The 18,217-nt window shown below is 72.6% G+C and carries 17 protein-coding genes; 6 read left to right on the forward strand and 11 right to left on the reverse strand.

The annotated features are described in order from the left end of the window. Positions 1 to 300, reverse strand: a complete 300-nt coding sequence (gene gatC, locus LXN57_RS04160) for an Asp-tRNA(Asn)/Glu-tRNA(Gln) amidotransferase subunit GatC (protein WP_251796640.1) — start codon at positions 298 to 300, stop codon at positions 1 to 3. 441 nt (positions 301 to 741) lie between these two features. Between gatC and LXN57_RS04165 the strand changes: the two genes are divergently transcribed. Further along, on the forward strand, positions 742 to 2,898 hold the full coding sequence (locus tag LXN57_RS04165; protein WP_438872826.1) for a putative bifunctional diguanylate cyclase/phosphodiesterase: 2,157 nt from the start codon (positions 742 to 744) through the stop codon (positions 2,896 to 2,898). 165 nt (positions 2,899 to 3,063) lie between these two features. On the opposite strand, the gene ligA is transcribed toward LXN57_RS04165, so the two are convergent. From ligA to LXN57_RS04195, 6 genes are all read right to left on the reverse strand, one after another. Continuing rightward, positions 3,064 to 5,535 (reverse strand): NAD-dependent DNA ligase LigA, encoded by a 2,472-nt coding sequence (ligA, locus tag LXN57_RS04170; RefSeq protein ID WP_251796641.1) that lies wholly within the window; start codon positions 5,533 to 5,535, stop codon positions 3,064 to 3,066. 353 nt (positions 5,536 to 5,888) lie between these two features. Further along, on the reverse strand, positions 5,889 to 6,884 hold the full coding sequence (locus LXN57_RS04175) for a methionine synthase (protein ID WP_251796642.1): 996 nt from the start codon (positions 6,882 to 6,884) through the stop codon (positions 5,889 to 5,891). Continuing rightward, positions 6,877 to 7,968, reverse strand: a complete 1,092-nt coding sequence (gene mnmA / locus LXN57_RS04180) for a tRNA 2-thiouridine(34) synthase MnmA (protein WP_251796643.1) — start codon at positions 7,966 to 7,968, stop codon at positions 6,877 to 6,879. Before mnmA ends, LXN57_RS04175 begins: the two co-directional genes overlap by 8 nt. A 10-nt stretch (positions 7,969 to 7,978) precedes the next feature. After that, positions 7,979 to 9,154, reverse strand: a complete 1,176-nt coding sequence (locus LXN57_RS04185) for a cysteine desulfurase family protein (RefSeq protein WP_251796644.1) — start codon at positions 9,152 to 9,154, stop codon at positions 7,979 to 7,981. A 77-nt stretch (positions 9,155 to 9,231) separates the two neighbouring features. Beyond that, positions 9,232 to 10,164 carry an electron transfer flavoprotein subunit alpha/FixB family protein gene (locus tag LXN57_RS04190; protein WP_251796645.1) on the reverse strand — a complete coding sequence of 311 codons (933 nt, stop codon included), beginning with the start codon at positions 10,162 to 10,164 and terminating at the stop codon, positions 9,232 to 9,234. An 18-nt stretch (positions 10,165 to 10,182) separates the two neighbouring features. Further along, the gene (locus tag LXN57_RS04195; RefSeq protein ID WP_251796646.1) at positions 10,183 to 10,962 is read right to left on the reverse strand and encodes an electron transfer flavoprotein subunit beta/FixA family protein; all 780 of its coding nucleotides are present in this window, start codon (positions 10,960 to 10,962) and stop codon (positions 10,183 to 10,185) included. Between the two features lie 373 nt (positions 10,963 to 11,335). Here LXN57_RS04195 and LXN57_RS04200 point away from each other — a divergent pair, with 373 nt between their 5' ends. The 3 genes from LXN57_RS04200 (at position 11,336) to LXN57_RS04210 (ending at position 12,528) form a co-directional block, all read left to right on the forward strand. Beyond that, the gene (locus tag LXN57_RS04200; RefSeq protein WP_251796647.1) at positions 11,336 to 11,722 is read left to right on the forward strand and encodes a YidH family protein; all 387 of its coding nucleotides are present in this window, start codon (positions 11,336 to 11,338) and stop codon (positions 11,720 to 11,722) included. Positions 11,723 to 11,785: 63 nt separating this feature from the next. Next, complete coding sequence (locus tag LXN57_RS04205) at positions 11,786 to 12,133, forward strand: DUF202 domain-containing protein (protein WP_251796648.1); 348 nt, start codon at positions 11,786 to 11,788, stop codon at positions 12,131 to 12,133. A gap of 38 nt (positions 12,134 to 12,171) precedes the next feature. Further along, positions 12,172 to 12,528 (forward strand): PLDc N-terminal domain-containing protein, encoded by a 357-nt coding sequence (locus tag LXN57_RS04210; protein WP_251796649.1) that lies wholly within the window; start codon positions 12,172 to 12,174, stop codon positions 12,526 to 12,528. Here LXN57_RS04210 and LXN57_RS04215 read toward each other — a convergent pair. The 4 genes from LXN57_RS04215 to LXN57_RS04230 form a co-directional block, all read right to left on the reverse strand. Next, complete coding sequence (locus LXN57_RS04215) at positions 12,525 to 14,147, reverse strand: acetolactate synthase (RefSeq protein ID WP_251796650.1); 1,623 nt, start codon at positions 14,145 to 14,147, stop codon at positions 12,525 to 12,527. The genes LXN57_RS04210 and LXN57_RS04215 overlap by 4 nt on opposite strands. 72 nt (positions 14,148 to 14,219) lie before the next feature. Then, positions 14,220 to 15,851 (reverse strand): Hsp70 family protein, encoded by a 1,632-nt coding sequence (locus LXN57_RS04220; RefSeq protein WP_251796651.1) that lies wholly within the window; start codon positions 15,849 to 15,851, stop codon positions 14,220 to 14,222. Positions 15,852 to 15,877: 26 nt separating this feature from the next. After that, positions 15,878 to 16,507, reverse strand: coding sequence for a hypothetical protein (locus tag LXN57_RS04225; RefSeq protein ID WP_251796652.1), 630 nt, complete (start codon positions 16,505 to 16,507; stop codon positions 15,878 to 15,880). A 39-nt stretch (positions 16,508 to 16,546) separates the two neighbouring features. Next, entirely contained in the window at positions 16,547 to 17,320 is a 774-nt protein-coding gene (locus LXN57_RS04230) for an enoyl-CoA hydratase/isomerase family protein (protein ID WP_251796653.1), read from the reverse strand. 54 nt (positions 17,321 to 17,374) lie between these two features. On the opposite strand from LXN57_RS04230, the gene LXN57_RS04235 reads away from it, so the two are divergent. Then, complete coding sequence (locus LXN57_RS04235) at positions 17,375 to 17,836, forward strand: DUF6232 family protein (protein ID WP_251796654.1); 462 nt, start codon at positions 17,375 to 17,377, stop codon at positions 17,834 to 17,836. A 10-nt stretch (positions 17,837 to 17,846) separates the two neighbouring features. Continuing rightward, entirely contained in the window at positions 17,847 to 18,212 is a 366-nt protein-coding gene (locus tag LXN57_RS04240) for a DoxX family protein (RefSeq protein WP_251796655.1), read from the forward strand. Positions 18,213 to 18,217 lie beyond the last annotated feature (5 nt).

Consider the following 18,217-nt stretch of genomic DNA (forward strand, 5'->3'; position numbering starts at 1 on the left):
TCAGGCCTCCTCTTCCAGGATGCGCGGCACGCGGAAACGGCCCTCGAACGCGTCCGGGGCGCCGGAGAGCGCCTCGTCCTGCGTGAGGCACGGGACCGGCACGTCGTCGCGGTACACGTTGGTCAGCGGCACGGAGTGCGAGGTGGGCGGGATGTTGTCGGCAGCCACCTCGCCGACCCGGGCCACGGACTGCAGGATCACGTCGAGCTGCCCCGCGAACCGGTCCAGTTCGTCCTCGGTCACGGCGAGCCGCGACAGGCGCGCGAGGTGCGCGACCTCTTCGCGGGAGATGGCGGCCATCCTGCCCCTACTTTCTCGATACGACGGTGAGTGCTGCTCGGACGAGTCTATTTCGCCTGCGGTCGGAGCCGATCGCCGGGAGAGGGGTAGGCCAACGCGCCCTCGAGCAGAATGAAGGATCTGGAGATCAAGAGCTGGATGTCGTGGCGGGGTGGGTGGTGCGGACCGCAACTCACGTCGAGGGCCTGGGCGGGGGGAGCAGGGCGCCGGAGCGCCCAGAACGCTCCCCCCGCCCAGGCGGCCTGCGGAAGTGGTCACGCCCAGAATCGGAAACCCCGGCGCCCGGCACTCCCCGGCGATCACTCGAATGGGGGAAATCAGGGTTGTTGAGCGACTGTGGGCTTATGCCGATTTGATAACGGCAAAGTTGTTTTGCGGCGAATTGACCATGTGGATCTATCGTGGGAACGGTCGGTTGATCGAGGCCCTGGTGGAGGTCGTATGGACGCCGCACGCCCCCGCACTGCCGCGGCGAGCGATCGCGTCCCCGATCCGATGCAGGCTCCGCCCGACGATGCCGAGTTCCCGGCGCAGCATGGGTACGCGGAACGCGCCACGGCACCACGCCGTCCGGCGGTCCGGGCGGGGCGCCGCCGGCGGGCCCTTCTGGTCACGGCGGTGGCGGTGGGGGTGGTTGACGCGCTGTTGTGGATCTTCCAGCGCGACGCCTTCGCCGGGCTTCCCAGCGCGTACTGGCTGATGGGTTTTCTGGCTGTCGTCGTGGACGCCCGGCCCTACCTGGTGACCAACCGGCGGGCCAGCTCGGTGATCCTGCCGTCCATCTGCTTCACCTTCGCCATCGCCCTGGCCTGGGGTTACGGGCCGGCGTTGGCCGTGCAACTGGTCGCGGTCGCCGTGGCCGGCGTCCGCATGCGCCACTCGGCTCAGCGCACCCTCCACCTGGCCGTGCAGCACGCGGTGGCGCTCGGCGCGGCCTCGCTGGTGATCGCGCTCGTCTCGCTGCGCATCGAGCCGGGGCCGGACTGGGGGGACGCGCTGCTCACGGTGGCGGCGGCCGCCGCCTGGATCGTCGCCCGCTACGGGCTGGCGGCGATCGTCGCGCGCTCCATGGCCGACCGGCCGGGACCCCGGTTGCGGCGGCTCCAGCGACTGCGACGGCTGCGACGGGCCGGGGTCGAGGTGCTCGCCACGGGCGCGTTGCTGCTGCTCGGACCCGTCGTGCTGGCGACCGCGCAGGTCGGGCTGGCATTCGTGCCGCTGGTGCTGCTCGCGCTGCACGCCGTGCACCGCATGGTCCGGTCGGCCGGCGAGTTCGAGCGCGCCGCCCGGGTGGACGCCCTCACCGGCCTGCCGAACCGGCGCGCCCTGCACGCGGCCGTGCTGTCCCAGGCCAAGGGCCGGCGACTGGCGCTGCTGGTGCTGGATCTCGACCGGTTCCGTACGGTCAACGACGCCCTCGGCCACGGCGCCGGGGACCGCCTGCTCGGCGAGGTCGCGCACCGCCTGGCCGACGTGGTGCCGGCCCACGACCTGGTCGTGCGGCTCGGCGGCGACGAGTTCGCCGTGCTCGCCACCCGGGTCGACGGCCCGCCCGCCGCCCGCCGCATCGCCGAGCACCTGGCCGAGGCGTTGAACAGCCCGTTCGCCCTCGACGGCGTGCCCGTCGACGTTTCCGCCTCGATCGGCATCGCCCTGCAACGCGACCCCGGCGGCGACGGCGCGACCCTGCTGCGCGAGGCCGAATCCGCCATGTACGAGGCCAAGCAGCGCGGCGACCAGGTCGCCCTGCACAGCCCCGAGGCGTCCCACCACACGCCCGACCGCCTGACCCTGCTGGCCGACCTGCGGCACGCCCTGCGCAAGGACTCGCCCGACGACGGGATCACGCTGTTCTACCAGCCGCAGATCGCCATCGCGACCGGCGAGGTGGTCGGCGTGGAGGCGCTGCTGCGCTGGCGGCACCCCGAGCGGGGGCTGGTCGGCCCCGAGGAACTGATCCGCGTCGCCGAGCCGACCCCGGTGATGCGCCTGCTCACCGGCCGCGTGCTGCACGAGGTGGTCGCCCAGCTGGCCGCGTGGCGCGACGCCGGCCGGCCCCTGCGCGCCGCCGTCAACGTGAGCGTGCGCGACCTGCACGCCGGCGACATCGCCGACCGGGTCGACAGCCTCCTGCACGAGTACGCGGTGCCCCCCGACCTGCTACAGCTCGAGATCACCGAGAGCGCCCTGATGGCCGACCCGCACCGCGTCCTGAGCACGATCACCCGCCTCGACCGCATGGGCATAGCCATCTCGCTGGACGATTTCGGCACCGGCTACTCGTCCCTGCAACACCTGCGCCGCCTGCCCCTGGCCGAGGTGAAGATCGACCGCTCGTTCGTCCTGGGCATGGCCACCGACCGCGGCGATGCCGCCATCGTCCGCTCGGTGATCGACCTCGCCGAGGCCCTGGGCCTGCGCGCCGTGGCCGAGGGCGTGGAGGACGAACGAACCTGGCGCCTGCTGGCCGACGCGGGCTGCCACGCGGCCCAGGGCTGGTTCCACGCCCGCCCCATGCCCGCCCCCGACCTGGCCGACTGGCTGAGCCGCTACCGCCCCGTCCGCCCCACCGTCGCCCTGCAGACCCGAGGCCGCTGAGCGGCCGTTCCCAGGCGGCCGGCCGATCCCGCGTGGCCGGCCGATCCCGCGCGGCCAGCCGATCCCGCGCGGCCAGCCATTCCCGCGCGGCCAGCCATTCCCGCGCGGCCAGCCATTCCCGCGCGGCCAGCCATTCCCGCGCGGCCAGCCATTCCAGGTAGCCGGTCAGTCTGTGGTTGGTGCGAACTCGGCTACCTCGCGGGCGGCGTCGGGGCCGTCGGCCAGCAGCACAGCGAAGCCCTCCTCGTTGAGGACGGGGACCTTCAGGGCCAGTGCCTTGTCGTACTTGCTGCCGGGGTTGTCGCCGACCACCACGAAGGCCGTCTTCTTGGAGACCGAGCCGCTCACCTTGCCGCCGCGGGAGGTCACGGCCTCGGTGGCCTGGTCGCGGGAGTGGGTGGAGAGCGTGCCCGTGACCACGAGCGTCAGGCCCTCGAGTGGGCGGGGGCCCTCGTCGACGCGCTCGTCGGCCATCTTGACGCCGGCCTCGCGCCACTTGCGGACGATGTCGCGGTGCCAGTCGACGGCGAACCACTCGCGCAGGCTCGCCGCGATCGTCGGACCGACACCCTCCACGGTGGACAGGACGTCGGCCACGGCCTTCGGCTTCTTGGCCGCCGCCGCCTCTTCGTCCGCAGACTCGGCACCGGCCGCATCGGCATTGGAGGAACCGGTCGCATCCGCCGGGGAGGCGTCAGCGGAAGCGGGATCGGTCGACGCGGCATCCGCTGACCCGGCTGGGGCTGGGCCCGCTGGGGCTGGGCCGGCTGGGGCTGCGACCGCTGGGGCTGGGCCGGTCGAGTTTGCGGCTGAGGCTGCGGCTGCGGAGGACGCGGCCAGGACGTCGGCGGCGGTGGAGGCCACCGAGCTGTCGAGGGCGGCGGCCGAGACCGCGGCGGCCTCTTCGGCGCTGCCGGGAGGGGCGGCGACGATGGCCTCGATGGCATCCATGGAGCCGAACTGACGGGCCAGCGCCTGGGCGGCGGTGGGGCCGACGTGCCGGATCGACAGGGCGACCAGCACCCGCCACAGGGGGCGGTCTTTGACGCGCTCCAGATTTTCCAGCAGCTTGACCGCGTTGGAGCCCAGGCTGCCATCCTGGTTGACGAAGAACGGGGACTGGCGCAGTTGGTCTTCGGTGAGGGAGAACAGGTCGCCCTCGTCGCTGATCACGCCCGAGTCGAGCAGGGCCTGGGCCGCCTTGTAGCCCAGCACCTCGATGTCGAACGCGCCGCGCCCGGCCAGGTGGAAGACCCGCTCGCGCAACTGCGCGGGGCACGACCGCGTGTTGGGGCAACGGATGTCGATGTCGCTCTCTTTGGCCGGCGCCAGCGTGGTGCCGCAGGCGGGGCACTGCGTCGGCATGACGAACGGGTGCGCGTCGGCCGGGCGCAGGTCGATCACCGGGCCGAGCACCTCGGGGATCACGTCGCCCGCCTTGCGCAGCACGATGGTGTCGCCGATCCAGACGCCCTTGCGCTCGACCTCGCGCGCGTTGTGCAGCGTGGCCAGCGCGACCGTCGAGCCGGCCACCTTGACCGGCTCGAGCACGGCGAACGGCGTGACCCGGCCCGTGCGGCCGACGTTGACGTCGATGTCGATGAGCTTGGTGGTGACCTCTTCGGGCGGGTATTTGTAGGCGATCGCCCAGCGCGGCGCCCGCGACGTGGAGCCCAACCGGCCCTGGATGGCCACCGAATCGATCTTGACAACGACGCCGTCGATCTCGTGCTCTACGTCGTGGCGGTGCTCGCCGTAGTAGGCGATGTAGTCGCGCACGCCGGCGATGTCGTCGACCAACTTCCACCGGGAGCTGGTGGGCAGGCCCCACGCCTTCAGTGCCTCGTACGCGTGCGACTGCGACGTGGGTGTGAAGCCCTTGCGTGCGCCGATCCCGTGCACGACCATGCGCAGCCCCCGCGAGGCGGTGATGCGCGGATCTTTCTGCCGCAGGCTGCCGGCTGCCGCGTTGCGCGGGTTGGCGAACGGGGCCTTGCCCTGCTCGACCAGCGACGCGTTGAGGTCGGCGAACGCGGACACCGGGAAGTAGATCTCGCCGCGCACCTCGAGCAGCTCGGGCACGTCGTCGCCGCTCAGACGCTCGGGAATCTCGCGGATCGTGCGGACGTTGGGCGTCACGTCCTCACCCGTGCGGCCGTCGCCCCGGGTGGCGCCGCGGACGAGACGACCGTTCTCGTACGTCAGGTTGATGGCCAGACCGTCGACCTTGAGCTCGCAGATGAACTCGACCGGGCCGCCCGCGTCGCGCAGCGCGCGCTCGACCCAGCCGCCCAGCTCTTCGTCGTCGAAGACGTTGTCGAGCGAGAGCATGCGCTCGGCGTGCTCGACCGGAGTGAACTGGGTGGAGAAGGCGCCGCCGACATTCTGCGTCGGGGAATCGGGTGTACGCAGAGCCGGAAACTGCGACTCGAGCGACTCGAGCTCGCGCAACAGCTTGTCGAACTCGGCGTCGGAGATCGTGGGCGAATCGAGCACGTAGTAGCGGTATTGGTGGCCGCGCAGCTCGTCGCTCAGCTCGGCGTGGCGGGTGCTCGCCTCGGGCGTCGGGTCTTGGCCGGCCGCGGCCACCTGTTCAGGGGTGGGCTCCGCGGGAACGGACTCAGCCTTGTTGGACACCGGAACCTCCGTGCTCGAGAACTGAGAGAAACGGTAGTCGTCACCTCTGACATTTTCCGTGCTGGCGCGCCTGCGCGACCCGTCGTCCACAGTTCGGAGTTATCCACAGGGTCGGCCGCGAGAATCAGCGGATTTTGCCACACTGATGGCAGTGGCGGGGGCCCCCTGGGAGGGCGGGCCCTGCGTTGGGGCGGGCCCTGCGTTGGGGCGGGCCCTGCGTTGGGGCGGGCCCTGCGTTGGGGCGGGCCCTGCGTTGGCGGCGGCACCCTCGTTTCGCGACCGCAGCCCTGGTCCGACGGCAGCCCCGTTCGCGACGGCAGCCCCGGTCCGACGGCAGCCGCGTTCGCGGCGGGTCAGACCTCGGCGAGTCGGCGGGCCGCCTCGCGGCACGCGGTCAGGGCGGCGCGGGCATACGCCGGGGATGTGCCGGCCAGGCCGCAAGCCGGGGTGATGACCACCTGCCGGGGCAGTTGGGCGGCGGGAAAGGCGAGCCGCTTCCACAGGGTCGCGACGCGGTCGGCCACCATCTTGCCGTCGATCCTTCCGGACGGCGGCGGCGTCGTCGGCGCGGCGCCGGCGAAGAGCCCGAGCCCCGCCTCGATCGCCTCGCCCAGCGGGTCGAGGTCTTTCACCAGGGACAGGTCGAGGGCGACAGCGGCCGCGCCGGCGTCCCGGAAAGCCTGCAGCGGAACGTCAGGAGCGCAGCAGTGCGCGATGACCGGCACGCCGACCGCCTCTGCCACGACCCGCAGGGCTTTCGCCGCGTCGGGGGAGGGCACCGCGCGGTGGGCGCTCAGCCCGCTCTCGGTCGGCACACGACCGGCCAGCACGGCCGGCAGCGACGGCTCGTCGAGCTGCAGCAGCACCTCGGCCCGCGGGAGCCGCTTGCGCACGTCGTCGATGTGCCGCTTCAGCCCTTCGGCGAGCGAGTCGGTGAGGTCGCGGACCGCGCCCGCGTCACGCAGCAGCCGGCCGCCGATCGGACGGTCGATGCTCGCGGCGAGCGTCCACGGCCCGGCCGACTGCACCTTGAGCGGGCCGGTGTATCGCTCGCCCTGCTCGGTGAGCTGGTCGAGGTCGCGTTCCAGCAGGTCGGCCGTGCGCCGCTGGTCTCGGCCGGGGCGGGGCGCGATCTGCCACTGCCCGGCGTAGAGCTGCACCGGCAGCTCGACCAGGAAGCCGGCGCTGCGGCCGATGATGTCGGCACCGGGCCCGCGGGCGGGCAGTTCGGCCAGGTGCGGCAGCTCGGGCAGCTCGCCGAAGACGACGCGCTGGGCCTCGGCGATGTCGGTGCCGGGCAGCGACCCGACACCGGTGGCCGAGCCCGCGGCCCACAGAAAGTCAGGCATGTGCGGCCAGCAGGGGCGCCGAAGCGGTGATCGTTGCCGAGCCGAGCACGACGTCGCCCTCGTCGGAGCGCTGGTAGGCCACGATCGCCTGGCCGGCCGCGACGCCCCGGGCGGGTGACGCGAGGCGGGCGGTCAGCGTGTCGCCCTCGACGGTCACCGTGGCCGGGTAGACCTCGCCGTGGGCCCGCAGCTGCACCTCGCATTCCACCGGGGTGGACGTGCCGTGCCAGATCACCTTTGACGCGGTGACGACCCCGACCTCGAGATCCTCGCGCGGGCCGACGGTGACCGTGTTGGTCACCGGGGTGATCGACAGCACGTAGCGCGGGCGGCCGTCGGCGGCGGGCACGCGCAGGTCGAGACCCTTACGCTGGCCGATCGTGTAGCCGTAGGCCCCGTTGTGGCTGCCCAGCCGCTCGCCGGTGCGGCCGTCGACGATGTCGCCCGGGGCGTCGCCCAGCTGCCGCTGGAGGAAGCCCTTGGTGTCGCCGTCGGCGATGAAGCAGATGTCGTGGGAGTCGGGCTTGTCGGCCACAGCCAGCCCACGGGCAGCCGCTTCCTCGCGCACCTGGGCCTTGGTGGAGTCGCCGAGTGGGAAGACGGCCCGGTCGAGCTGGCCCTGGGTGAGCACGGCCAGCACGTACGACTGGTCTTTGCCCTCGTCGACGCTGCGGCGCAGCCGGCCCTCGCCGTCGAGGCGCGCGTGGTGGCCGGTGACGACGGCGTCGAAGCCGAGCGCGACCGCCCGGTCTAGCACCGCCTCGAACTTGATCTTTTCGTTGCAGCGCAGGCAGGGGTTGGGGGTGCGGCCGGCCGCGTACTCGGCGACGAAGTCGTCGACGACGTTCGCGTGGAACTGGTCGGCCATGTCCCACACGTAGAACGGGATGCCGATCACATCGGCGGCGCGGCGGGCGTCGCGGGAATCTTCCAGCGTGCAGCAGCCGCGCGCTCCCGTGCGGTAGGTCTGGGGGTTACGCGCCAGCGCCAGATGCACCCCGGTGACGTCGTGGCCGGCGTCGTGGGCGCGCGCGGCGGCGACGGCGGAATCGACGCCGCCCGACATTGCCGCAAGAACTCGCATGGCACCCAGCCTAACGGGGCGTTTTCCAGGCGGTGGCCCGGCGGGCGCGCTCGACCGCGCCGGGCAGCGCGGCCAGCAGTTCGTCGATGTCGGTGGAGGTGCTGGTGTGCCCGAGGGTGAAGCGCAGCGACGAGCGGGCGCGGTCCTCGTCGGCGCCCATGGCGAGCAGCACGTGGCTGGGCTGCGCCACGCCGGCCGAGCAGGCCGACCCGGTCGAGCAGCAGACGCCGGACGCGTCGAGGAGCAGCAGCAAGGCGTCGCCCTCGCAGCCGGGGAAGCTGAAGTGGGCGTTTCCGGGCAGCCGGTCGTCCGGGGCGCCGTTGAGGATGGCGTCGGGCACCGCGGCCCGCACCCTGTCCACGAGCTCGTCGCGCAGGGCTCCGACCCGCAACGCGTACGCCGCCTGGCTCTTGACCGTCGCCTCGACCGCCGTGGCGAAGGCCGCCACCCCGGCCGTGTCGAGCGTCCCCGAGCGCACGTCGCGTTCCTGGCCGCCGCCGTGCAGCAGCGGGGTGCAGTTCACGTCGCGGCCGAGCAGCAGCGCGCCCACCCCGGCCGGACCGCCGACCTTGTGCCCGGTGACGGTCATGGCGGCGGCGCCACTGGTCGCGAAGTCGACCGGCACCTGGCCCAGGGCCTGCACCGCGTCGGTGTGGAAGGGGATGCCCGCCTGCGCGGCGAGGCGGGCCAGCTCGGCCACCGGTTGCACGGTGCCGACCTCGTTGTTGGCCCACTGCACGCTGATGACGGCGATCTCTTCCGCGTACGCCTCGATCAGCTCAGCCAGCGCGGCCGGGCCGACCCGGCCCGTGCCGTCGACCGGCAGCCAGCTCAGCTGGGCGCCCTCGTGGGTGCCGAGCCAGTCGGCGCTGTCCATCACGGCGTGGTGCTCGACCGCGGAGGCGACCACCCGGCTGCGGTTGAGCGAGCCGGCCCGCCGGGCCCAGAAGATGCCCTTGAGGGCGAGGTTGTCGCTCTCGGTGCCGCCGCTGGTGAAGATCACCTCGGACGGCCGGGCGCCGAGGGCGGCCGCAATGCGCTCGCGCGACTCCTCGACCAGGCGCCGGGCATGGCGGCCGGCCGCGTGCAGGGACGACGGGTTACCGACCTCGCGGGCCGCTGCCACATATGCCGCCAGCGCCTCGTCGAGCATCGGCGTGGTCGCAGCGTGATCCAAGTAGGCCATCAGGGCCCAAGCTTATGCCTCGCCCCGCGGACACAGAACGGCCCGGCGCTCCGCGCCGGGCCGCCTGGTGACGGGGATTACTTGCGCTTGCGGATCTCGTCGGCCGCCTGGGGCACGACCTTGAACAAGTCGCCGACCACGCCGTAGTCGGCGAGCTCGAAGATGGGCGCCTCGGCGTCCTTGTTGACGGCGACGATCGTCTTCGAGGTCTGCATGCCGGCCCGGTGCTGGATCGCGCCGGAGATGCCCAGAGCCACGTACAGCTGCGGGGAAACGGTCTTGCCGGTCTGACCCACCTGGAACTGGTGCGGGTAGTAGCCCGAGTCGACCGCTGCCCGGGACGCGCCGACGGCGCCGCCGAGCAGGTCGGCCAGCTCCTCGACCAGCTTGAAGTTGTCGGCGTTGCCGACGCCACGACCGCCGGAGACGACGATCGAGGCCTCGGTGAGCTCGGGGCGCGAGCCCTTCTGCTCGACCACGCGCTCGACGACCTTGGTGAGCTTGTCGCTGTCGCTGACCGTGACGTCCAGCGACGAAACGGCGGCGTCGGCCGGCGCGGGCGACGGTGTGACCGAATTGGGGCGAATCGTCACGATCGGCAGGCCGCGCGTGACCTTCGACTTCACGATGCCCGAGCCGGCGAAGACGACCTGGGTCGCGGTGCCGTCGGCGGCCACCTCGACCGCGTCGGTCAGCAGCCCGTTGTCGAGCTTGACGGCCAGCCGGCCGGCGATCTCCTTGCCCTCCTGGGTGGAGGCCAGCAGGACGGCGGCGGGCTGCTTCTCGCGTACGAGGGTGGCCAGCACGGCCGCCTTCGGGGCGACCAGGTAACCGTCGACGTCGTCACCGGAGGCGACGTAGACCTTGGCGGCGCCGTACTCGCCGAGCTTGGCCGTGTCGGCCTCGCCGAACACGACCGCCGAGACCTCGCCGAGCCCGCGCGCGATGGTCAGCATCTCGAGCGTGACCTTCTTGATGCCGTTCTCGACGACAACCAGAACTTCAGCCATGATTCCCTCTCCCCCGGCTCAGACGAACTTCTCGGTGGCGAGGTACGTGACCAGCTGCGTGCCGCCGTCGCCCTCGTCAGTGACCTTGGTGCCGGCCGAACGCGGCGGGCGCTTCGAGAACTCGACCACGGCGCTGGTGGCCCCGGCCGTGCCCACCTCGTCGCCGGCGATGCCCAGGTCGGCCAGCGAGAGCGCCTGCACCGGCTTCTTCTTGGCGGCCATGATGCCCTTGAAGGACGGGTAGCGGGGCTCGTTGATCGTGTCCCACACGCTGACCACGGCCGGGGTGGCCGCCGTGACGACCTCGTAGCCCTCGTCGGTCTGACGCTCGGCGGTCAGCTGCGTGCCGTCCACCGTGAGCTTGCGGGCGCCGGTCAGCGCCGCGATGCCGAGCCGTTCGGCCAGCATGTGCGGCATGACCTGCACACGGCCGTCGGTCGACTCGGCGCCGCAGAGCACCAGGTCGGCGTTGAGCGTGCCGAGGGCGGCGGCCAGCACCTTGGAGGTGGCGACGGCGCACGAGCCGTGCAGCGCGTCGTCGGAGATGTGCACGGCCTTGTCGGGGCCCATCGACAGCGCCTTGCGGATGGACTCGGTCGCACCGGCCGGCCCCATCGTGAGGACGGTGACCTCGCCGCCGTGCGCCTCCTTGATCTTCAACGCCTCTTCGATGGCGTACTCGTCCATCTCGTTGATGACGTTGTTGGCCGAGGCACGCTCGACCGTGTTGTCCGAAGGGCTCAGGGTGCGCTCGGCACCGGAGTCGGGCACCTGCTTGACCAGTACGACGATGTTCATCGCGCTCCTACGACCTCCTGTTGTGAACGCACCAATGCGGCCGGACGCCTCCCGACAGGTTACCCGTCGGTAGCTTAGGCGTGTCGGCCACCCAGAGTGACTCACCTCACCCGATTCGTCCGCCCGCTGGCTACAGTCGGTACCGGGAGGTGTACGAAATGTCCGGCCGAATCACTCCGGTGGCCGACGGATTGCTTCCGTCCGCCTCACATCGTCTACCACGCGGCCCCGTGCCCGTGCTGAACGCCCATGGACGGGTGAGCCCCGACTCGCCCTACTGCCGGTGCGGCCGGCCCCGCGAGGCCTGCGTGAGTGACGAAGTCCGCATGCTGTGGACGCACCTTCTCGACCTGGAAGGTCGATAATCTCTCACGTGTTCGGCGCCCTGCGGCAATGGATCGATCCCGAGAAGACCCCCACGGTCGGCCGCGCCCCCGACTACCGCTTCTCGCTGGCCAACGAGCGCACCTTCCTGGCCTGGATCCGCACCGGCCTGGCGCTGATCGCGGGCGGGCTCGGCGTCGCCCAGTTCCTGCCGCCGCTGCCCATCCCCTACCTGCGCGAGATCATGGCCGTCGTCCTGCTCTTGCTGGGCGGACTGGTGGCGCTGCGCGCGGTCGACCACTGGGCCCGCACCGAACGGGCCATGCGCCTCGGCCAGGAACTGCCCGGCTCCCGCTTCCCGGCCGTCCTGGCCGTGGTGGTCGCGCTCGGCGCAGCCGCCGTAGTGGTCGCGGTGATCATCCAGGCCGCGGAGTGAGCGATCACCAGGCGGCGGAGTGAGCGATCACCAGGCGGCAGTGTGAGCGATCACCCAGGCGGCGTGAGTGACCGGCCCGGTAGCGAAGCGGGCGGATCGAGCGAGGAGTGGACACCCGACCACGGCGCGTCCGCCGAGCGCACCCGCTTCGCCTGGCGGCGCACCGCGCTGTCGGCCGCGGTCGTCGGCCTGCTCGCCGCCCGTCCGGCTTTTCACCCCGACGCCGGTGTTCCGCAGTGGACCACAGCGGCGCTCAGCGGGCTCGGCTGGTCGGCCCTGGTGGCGATCGCCTACCGCCGTGCGCGGGCCCTGCGGCAGCGGCCGCCTCACCCGGGACGACGGACAATCCCGGCGTACGCATTGATCACCGTCGCCCTCGCCGCGCTCGCCGGTCTGGTTGTCATGCTCTGATCGTCGCCGGATCGCCCGGCGCGAGTCATCATTGCCACATGGTCCGGTTGTTCATCCTTCTCGCTGCCGTGCAGCTGGTGCTCTTCGTGCTGGCGTTGATCAGCTGTCTGTCGGCCGCCCGCGTCCGCAACGCGCCGCGTCTGGTGTGGGTGCTGGTGATCCTTCTCATCCCCCTGCTGGGCCCGCTCGCCTATTTCCTCTGGGGTCGCCCGCTGCCCGCGCCCGAAGAGGGCACGGTGCCGCGCCGGCGCCGCGCTCCCTCCGCGCCGGACGACGACCCCGACTTCCTGCGCTCGGTCGACACCGAGCAGTCCCGCCGTGAGCGTGAGGCGCTCGCCCAGTGGGAGAAGGAACTGGAGAACGGTGAGCCCGACAAACCCCAGGGCTCGGCCTAGGCGAGGTTGGACGAGCGGGGGTAGGCGTCGCCGGGGTCGGTCAGCACGTTGACCAGGTAGGGCACCCCGGCGCTGAAGGCGCGTTCGAGGGCGGGGCCGATCTCGGCCGCCTTCTCGACGGTCTCCCCGGCACCGCCCAGCGCCTTGACGACGTCGTCGTAGCGCAGGCCCGACTGCAGGTCGGCCGCGACGTCGTAGCCGTACATGGCCTGCATGGGGTGTTTCTCGAGCCCCCAGATGCCGTTGTTGCCGACCACCATGACGACCGGGAGTCCCTGCCGGACCAGCGACTCCGCGTCCATCAGCGAGAAGCCGGCGGCCCCGTCGCCCATCAGCACGCAGATCTGGCGGTCGGGATAGGTCACCCGGGCGCCCATCGCATAGCCCATGCCGGTGCCGAGACATCCGTACGGCCCCGGGTCGAGCCAGGTGCCGGGCTGGGACGGCTCGAGATAACGGCCCGCGTACGAGACGAAGTCACCGCCGTCGCCGATGGTCACGGCGTCGGCCGCGAGGACCCTGCGCAGCTCGCCGTAGATGCGGGCCGGCTTGATGAGGTCGGTCTCGGCCGCCATCGCCTCGGCGTCGCGCGCCTTGCCCGCGTCCTCGGCCGTCCGCAGCCCCTCGATCCATTCGGCGTGGTCGGCCCGGTCGCCGGCGTGGTCGGCGATCGCCGCGAGGATGCGCCGCAGGTCGCCCGCGGGCGACACGGCTGTCTCGACGTGCGTCGCGCGCTGGCTGGGGGCGTCCACGATGTGCACCACCTGCGCCGCGCCGAACTCGCCGAAGCCGAGCCGGAAGTCGAGCGGGGTGCCGATCACGCAGACCACGTCGGCCTCGTTGAGAGCGGGGCGGCGGGCCTTGGCGAAGGCGAGGGGGTGCGACGGCGGCAGCGCGCCGCGGCCCATGCCGTTGGTGAAGACCGGCACCTGCAACGCCTCGGCGGCGGCCCGCAGTTCGGCGATCGCGTCGCCACCCCAGACGTCGGAGCCCGCGATGATCACCGGACGAGCGGCCGAGGCGAGCAGCGTGGCCGCGCGGGACACCTCGTCGGGGTCGGCCTCGATGACCGGGACGGCCGGCGCACCGGGCGCGGCGGCCTCGCCGGTCGAGAAGACGATCTCGAGCGGCAGATCGAGGAAGGCCGGCCCCCGGTGGGCGGTCAGCGCGGCGGTCAGCGCGGCCCGCACCTCGCCGGGGATGTTGTCGGTGTCGGTCACCGTGCCCGCGTACTTGGTGATCGGGGCGACCAGGGGCACGTGGTCGAACTCCTGCAGGCTGCCCGACCCCCAGCGGAAGGCGGGCGCCCGGCCGCCGAGCACCAGCACCGGCGAGGCGTTGAAGAACGCGCTGGTCAGGCCGGAGATGCCGTTGGTCACGCCGGGGCCGGCCGTGAGCACCGCGAGGCCGGGGCGCCGCTGGAGCTTGGCGACGGCCTCGGCCGCGAAGACGGCGGTCTGCTCGTGGCGCACGTCGTAGATCGGGAAGCCGGTCTTGTGCGCGGCGTCGTAGAGCGGGAACACGTGCCCGCCCGACAGGGTGAACATCTCGTTCACACCGAACGCCCGGGCCGCGGCCAGCGCCAGTTCGCCGCCGTGACCCTCGATCACCTCTGCCATGCCGTGCTCCCCTCGCGCCATTGCCGGTTCCCCGGGCACGCTACCCGGCACAACCGGAAAGGTGAACGACCCTCAGATTCCGAGCAGCTCGCCGAGATCCCCGATCAGGTTCTCGATGTCGGTCCGGATCGGGTAGCCGTTGCCGTAGCCGTACGCGATCACCAGCGCGGCCACCGGCACAGCGATCATGACCAGGATGCTGAGCAGAATCTGGACGAAGCGCAGAAAGCCCCCGGTGCGCTTGCGCTGACGGCGGACGGCCTGCTCCACCCGGGCCGGCGGCCGGGCGTGGAACGTCGGCGGCGACGACACCGGACGCGACGACACCGGGCGCGGCGTGACGGGCCGGGACGTGATCGGGCGCGCGGTGACCGGGCGCGACGTGACCGGGCCGGGCGATGCCGGGGCGGCCGGCGGGTGGAAGACCGGCTTCGGGGTCGGCACGGTGGCGTGCGGGTCGGGCGCCCAGCTGCTGTGGTCGGCGTCCGGCCACGGGTCGACCGGCGGCTGCAGGCCGGTGGTGCCCGGCACCCGGACGGACGCGGCGGGAACGCGTACGGTGGCCGACTCGGCCCGCCCGGTCGAGACCAGCCGCAGCTCGGAGGTCGGGCCCGGCGCCGACGCCCCGGTCGCCAGCATCGCCGCCTCGGCCAGGATGCTGCCCTCGGCCACCACCAGCTCCGGCTGCTCGATCACCACCGGCGCCTCGCCCAGCTCACGGTGCAGCAGCGTGGCCACCAGCGGGATCCGGCTCGCCCCGCCGACCAGGAAGACACCGGCCAGGCGCCCGTCGGGCAGGTCGGCCCAGTCGAGCAGGCCCTTGGTGACCCGGACGGTCTGTTCCAGCACCGGCCGGGCCAGCTTCTCGAGCTCGTCGCGGGTGAGGTGCACCTCGGTGTCGAGCAGCGGCACCACGAACTCGGCCGACTGGGCGCGGGACAGGCGCTCCTTGGCGATCCGCACCTCTTCCCACAGCTGGCGCTGGGCCCGGCGTTCCTGGGCCGTGGAGGGCTCGAGCAGCCGCTGCCACTCGCTGGCGCGCAGGTGTTCGACGATCGCCGCGTCGACGTCGAGGCCGCCGATGTCGTCGCGGCCGTCGACCGCCATGACCTCGAAGCCGGAGGCGGTGCGGGCCACCACGCTGGCGTCGAACGTGCCGGCCCCGAAGTCGTGGACCACCACGACCGAGCCGATCGGGACGTCGCGGCCCAGCACCTCGGCGAAGTAGGTGGCCGCGGCGACCGGCTCGACGACCAGCCGGGCGCCGGTCAGCCCGGCCCGGGCGGCGGCGTCCGCCAGCAGTGAGCGGCGCGTCGAACCCCAGGTCGCGGGGCAGGTCAGGGTGACGTCGGGGGTGACCGGGCCGACCGCACGGTGCCATTCCTCGGCCACCCGGGCCAGCACGGCAGCGATCAGCTCGACGACCGGGAACTCCTGCTCGCCCAGCAGCACGAGGCCGTCGTCGATGCGGCGCTTCGGGTTGGGCTCGAAGCGCACCGGGTCGATGCGGGCGCTGTGCACCGCGTCGCGGCCGACCACCAGCGCGCCGTCGGCCTCGGCGAAGACGGCCGAGGGCAGCAGCGGCGATCCGTCGACCAGGATCGGGCGCGCGCGGCCGTCGGGCCAGCGCGCCACCGCGACGGTGTTCGAGGTGCCGAAGTCCACTCCCAGCGCGTGCTTCGGCTCACCTTGGTCGATGGCCATTCCCTGAGTCTAGGGGGTCGTGGTCGTTACACGATCTTCCAGCGCGGGCCGTGTCCCCACTCCCGCAGGCAGCGCACGAGCACACCGTCGGCGGTTCGCCCATAAGCACCCGTGGGACGGCATTCGTCCCTCACCCGGACCGGCCGCTGCACCCGGCCGGGCGAGATGCTGGGGGCCGGCGGGGTTCGGGTCGCGGTCGGCGACGGAGTGGCCGCCGGCGCGGTGGTCGACGGCGCGGTGGTCGCCGGCGCGGTGGTCGCCGGCGGCTCGGGCGGCACGAGTTCCGGCGGCTCGGGCGCGATGTTGATCGGCGACGGCTGGCGGGTCGTGGGCGCCGTGGTGGCGGGGCGTTCGGGGGCGGCCGACGAGGCAGCCTTGCGGGGAGCGGACCGTGTGGTCTCAGTGGAGACGGGGGCGGGTCGGCGGGCCTGGGTGGTCGGGGCGATCACCGCACGGGCCGAGGGTGGCGCCGGATCGACCGGCGGGGGCGCCGCCATCTGGTCGACCACCGAGCCGGGCGGCCCGGACCGCGCGGAGTGTGACTGGCCGAGGGTCAGCCAGCCGATCAGCGCGCACAACAACGCCTGGCCGACCACCAGCGCCACGGCCATGCGCACAGTGCGCCGCACTGTGCGCGTGACCGGAACCGGTTCCACCCGTCGGACTTTATGGCAAGCGATCGATGTGGTCGAGGGCTAACGCCCCGTAAATGTGGGCTTACGCTTCTCCACAAACGCCGTGGTGCCCTCGGTCCGGTCGTCAGTGGCGAACAGACCGGCGAACAGCTGCGACTCGAGCGCGAGGCCCGATGCCAGGTCGGTGTTGAGCCCGCCGTCGACGGCCAGTTTGGCCGCCCGCAGGGCCAGGGACGGACCGGCCACGTACGGCCGCACGAGCGCCAGAGCCGTTTCGAACACCTCGGCCGCGGGCGCCACCCGGTCGGCCAGGCCGATGCGCAGCGCCTCCTCGGCGTCGACCATGCGGCCCGAGAAGATCAGATCCTTGGCCCGGGCCGGGCCGATCAGCCGGGCGAGCCGCTGGGTGCCGCCCGCGCCGGGGATGATGCCCAGCTTGATCTCGGGCTGCCCGAGTTTGGCGTCGGCCGCCACGACCCGCCAGTCGCAGGCCAGCGCGAGTTCGCAGCCACCACCCAGCGCGTAGCCGGTGATCGCGGCGACGACCGGCTTGGGAATGCGGGCCACGGCGTCGAACGCGCTGGAGAGCGCGGCCGCCCGCACCGCCATCTCGGGGTAGCCGACCTGGGTGAACTCGGTGATGTCGGCGCCGGCCGCGAAGACTTTCTCACCGCCGTACACGATGACGGCCTTGACCTGCTCGTCCTCGGTGGCGGCGTGTGCGGCCGCCCGCAGCTCCTCCTGCAACTGGGTATTGAGCGCGTTCATCGGCGGCCGATCCAGCCGGATCGTGCCGATGCCGTCGGTCGTCTCGAGCGTCACGAACTCGCCCACGCAGGCCTCCTGAGTGTTGGTTCAGGTCAGCCTACGACGGGTAAAAAGAAGGGTGTGACCACGTACTACCGCGACCCGGACGTGTGGGTCACCTCGGCCGGCGTCCGCGTCAACGGCCGCGAGCTGCGCCTGAGCGAGCTGCATCAGGTGTGGCACACGCGCGGCCGGCGCTCATGGGGCACCATCGCCGGCCGGGGCGCGGTCGGTTTCGCGATCCTCACCCCGTTTGTGGTGGGGCTGCTCGCCGTGGCGGTCGCCCTGGTCATCGACGCCTCCACCAGCACCACGATCGCCCTGATCGGCGGCGGCGTGCTGATCGGCTTCGGCGTCGCGCCGCTGGCCGACGTGCTGCTCGAGCGGGTCGACCGGTCCTACGACCGCGGCAGCCGGGTGCGGGAGATCTGGGCCCGTACGCCCACCGGCGACCTACTGCTCCTGAGCACTGCCGACGCGGCCCGGTTCGGCCGCATCTACCGGGCCCTGCAGCGCGCCCTGGAACCGGCTACCCGCCGGTAAGGTCGTCCCGATGAAGAAGGACGCCGCCGCCCTGGCCGGAATGCTCGCCACCATGGGGGTGCTGCATTTCGCCGTGCCCCGCCCGTTCGACTCGATCGTGCCGCGCTCGCTGCCCGGCCGGCGCCGCACCTGGACCCATGTGAGCGGCGCGGCCGAGCTGGCCTGTGCCGCCGCCATCGCGCACCCCCGCACCCGCAGGGCCGGCGCCCTGGCGGCGGCGGCCCTCTTCGTCGGCGTCTTCCCGGCCAACATCAAGATGGCCGTGGACTCGCGCCGGGCCGCCCCGGTACGGCGCGCGATCGCCTTCGGACGGCTCCCGATGCAGGTGCCGCTCGTGCTCTGGGCCCGTCGCGTAGCCACTGATCGTCAGACTTAACCGGA

Origin of the sequence: Paractinoplanes hotanensis, from assembly GCF_023717965.1 — a bacterium.
GTDB classification, from domain to species: Bacteria; Actinomycetota; Actinomycetes; order Mycobacteriales; family Micromonosporaceae; genus Actinoplanes; species Actinoplanes polyasparticus.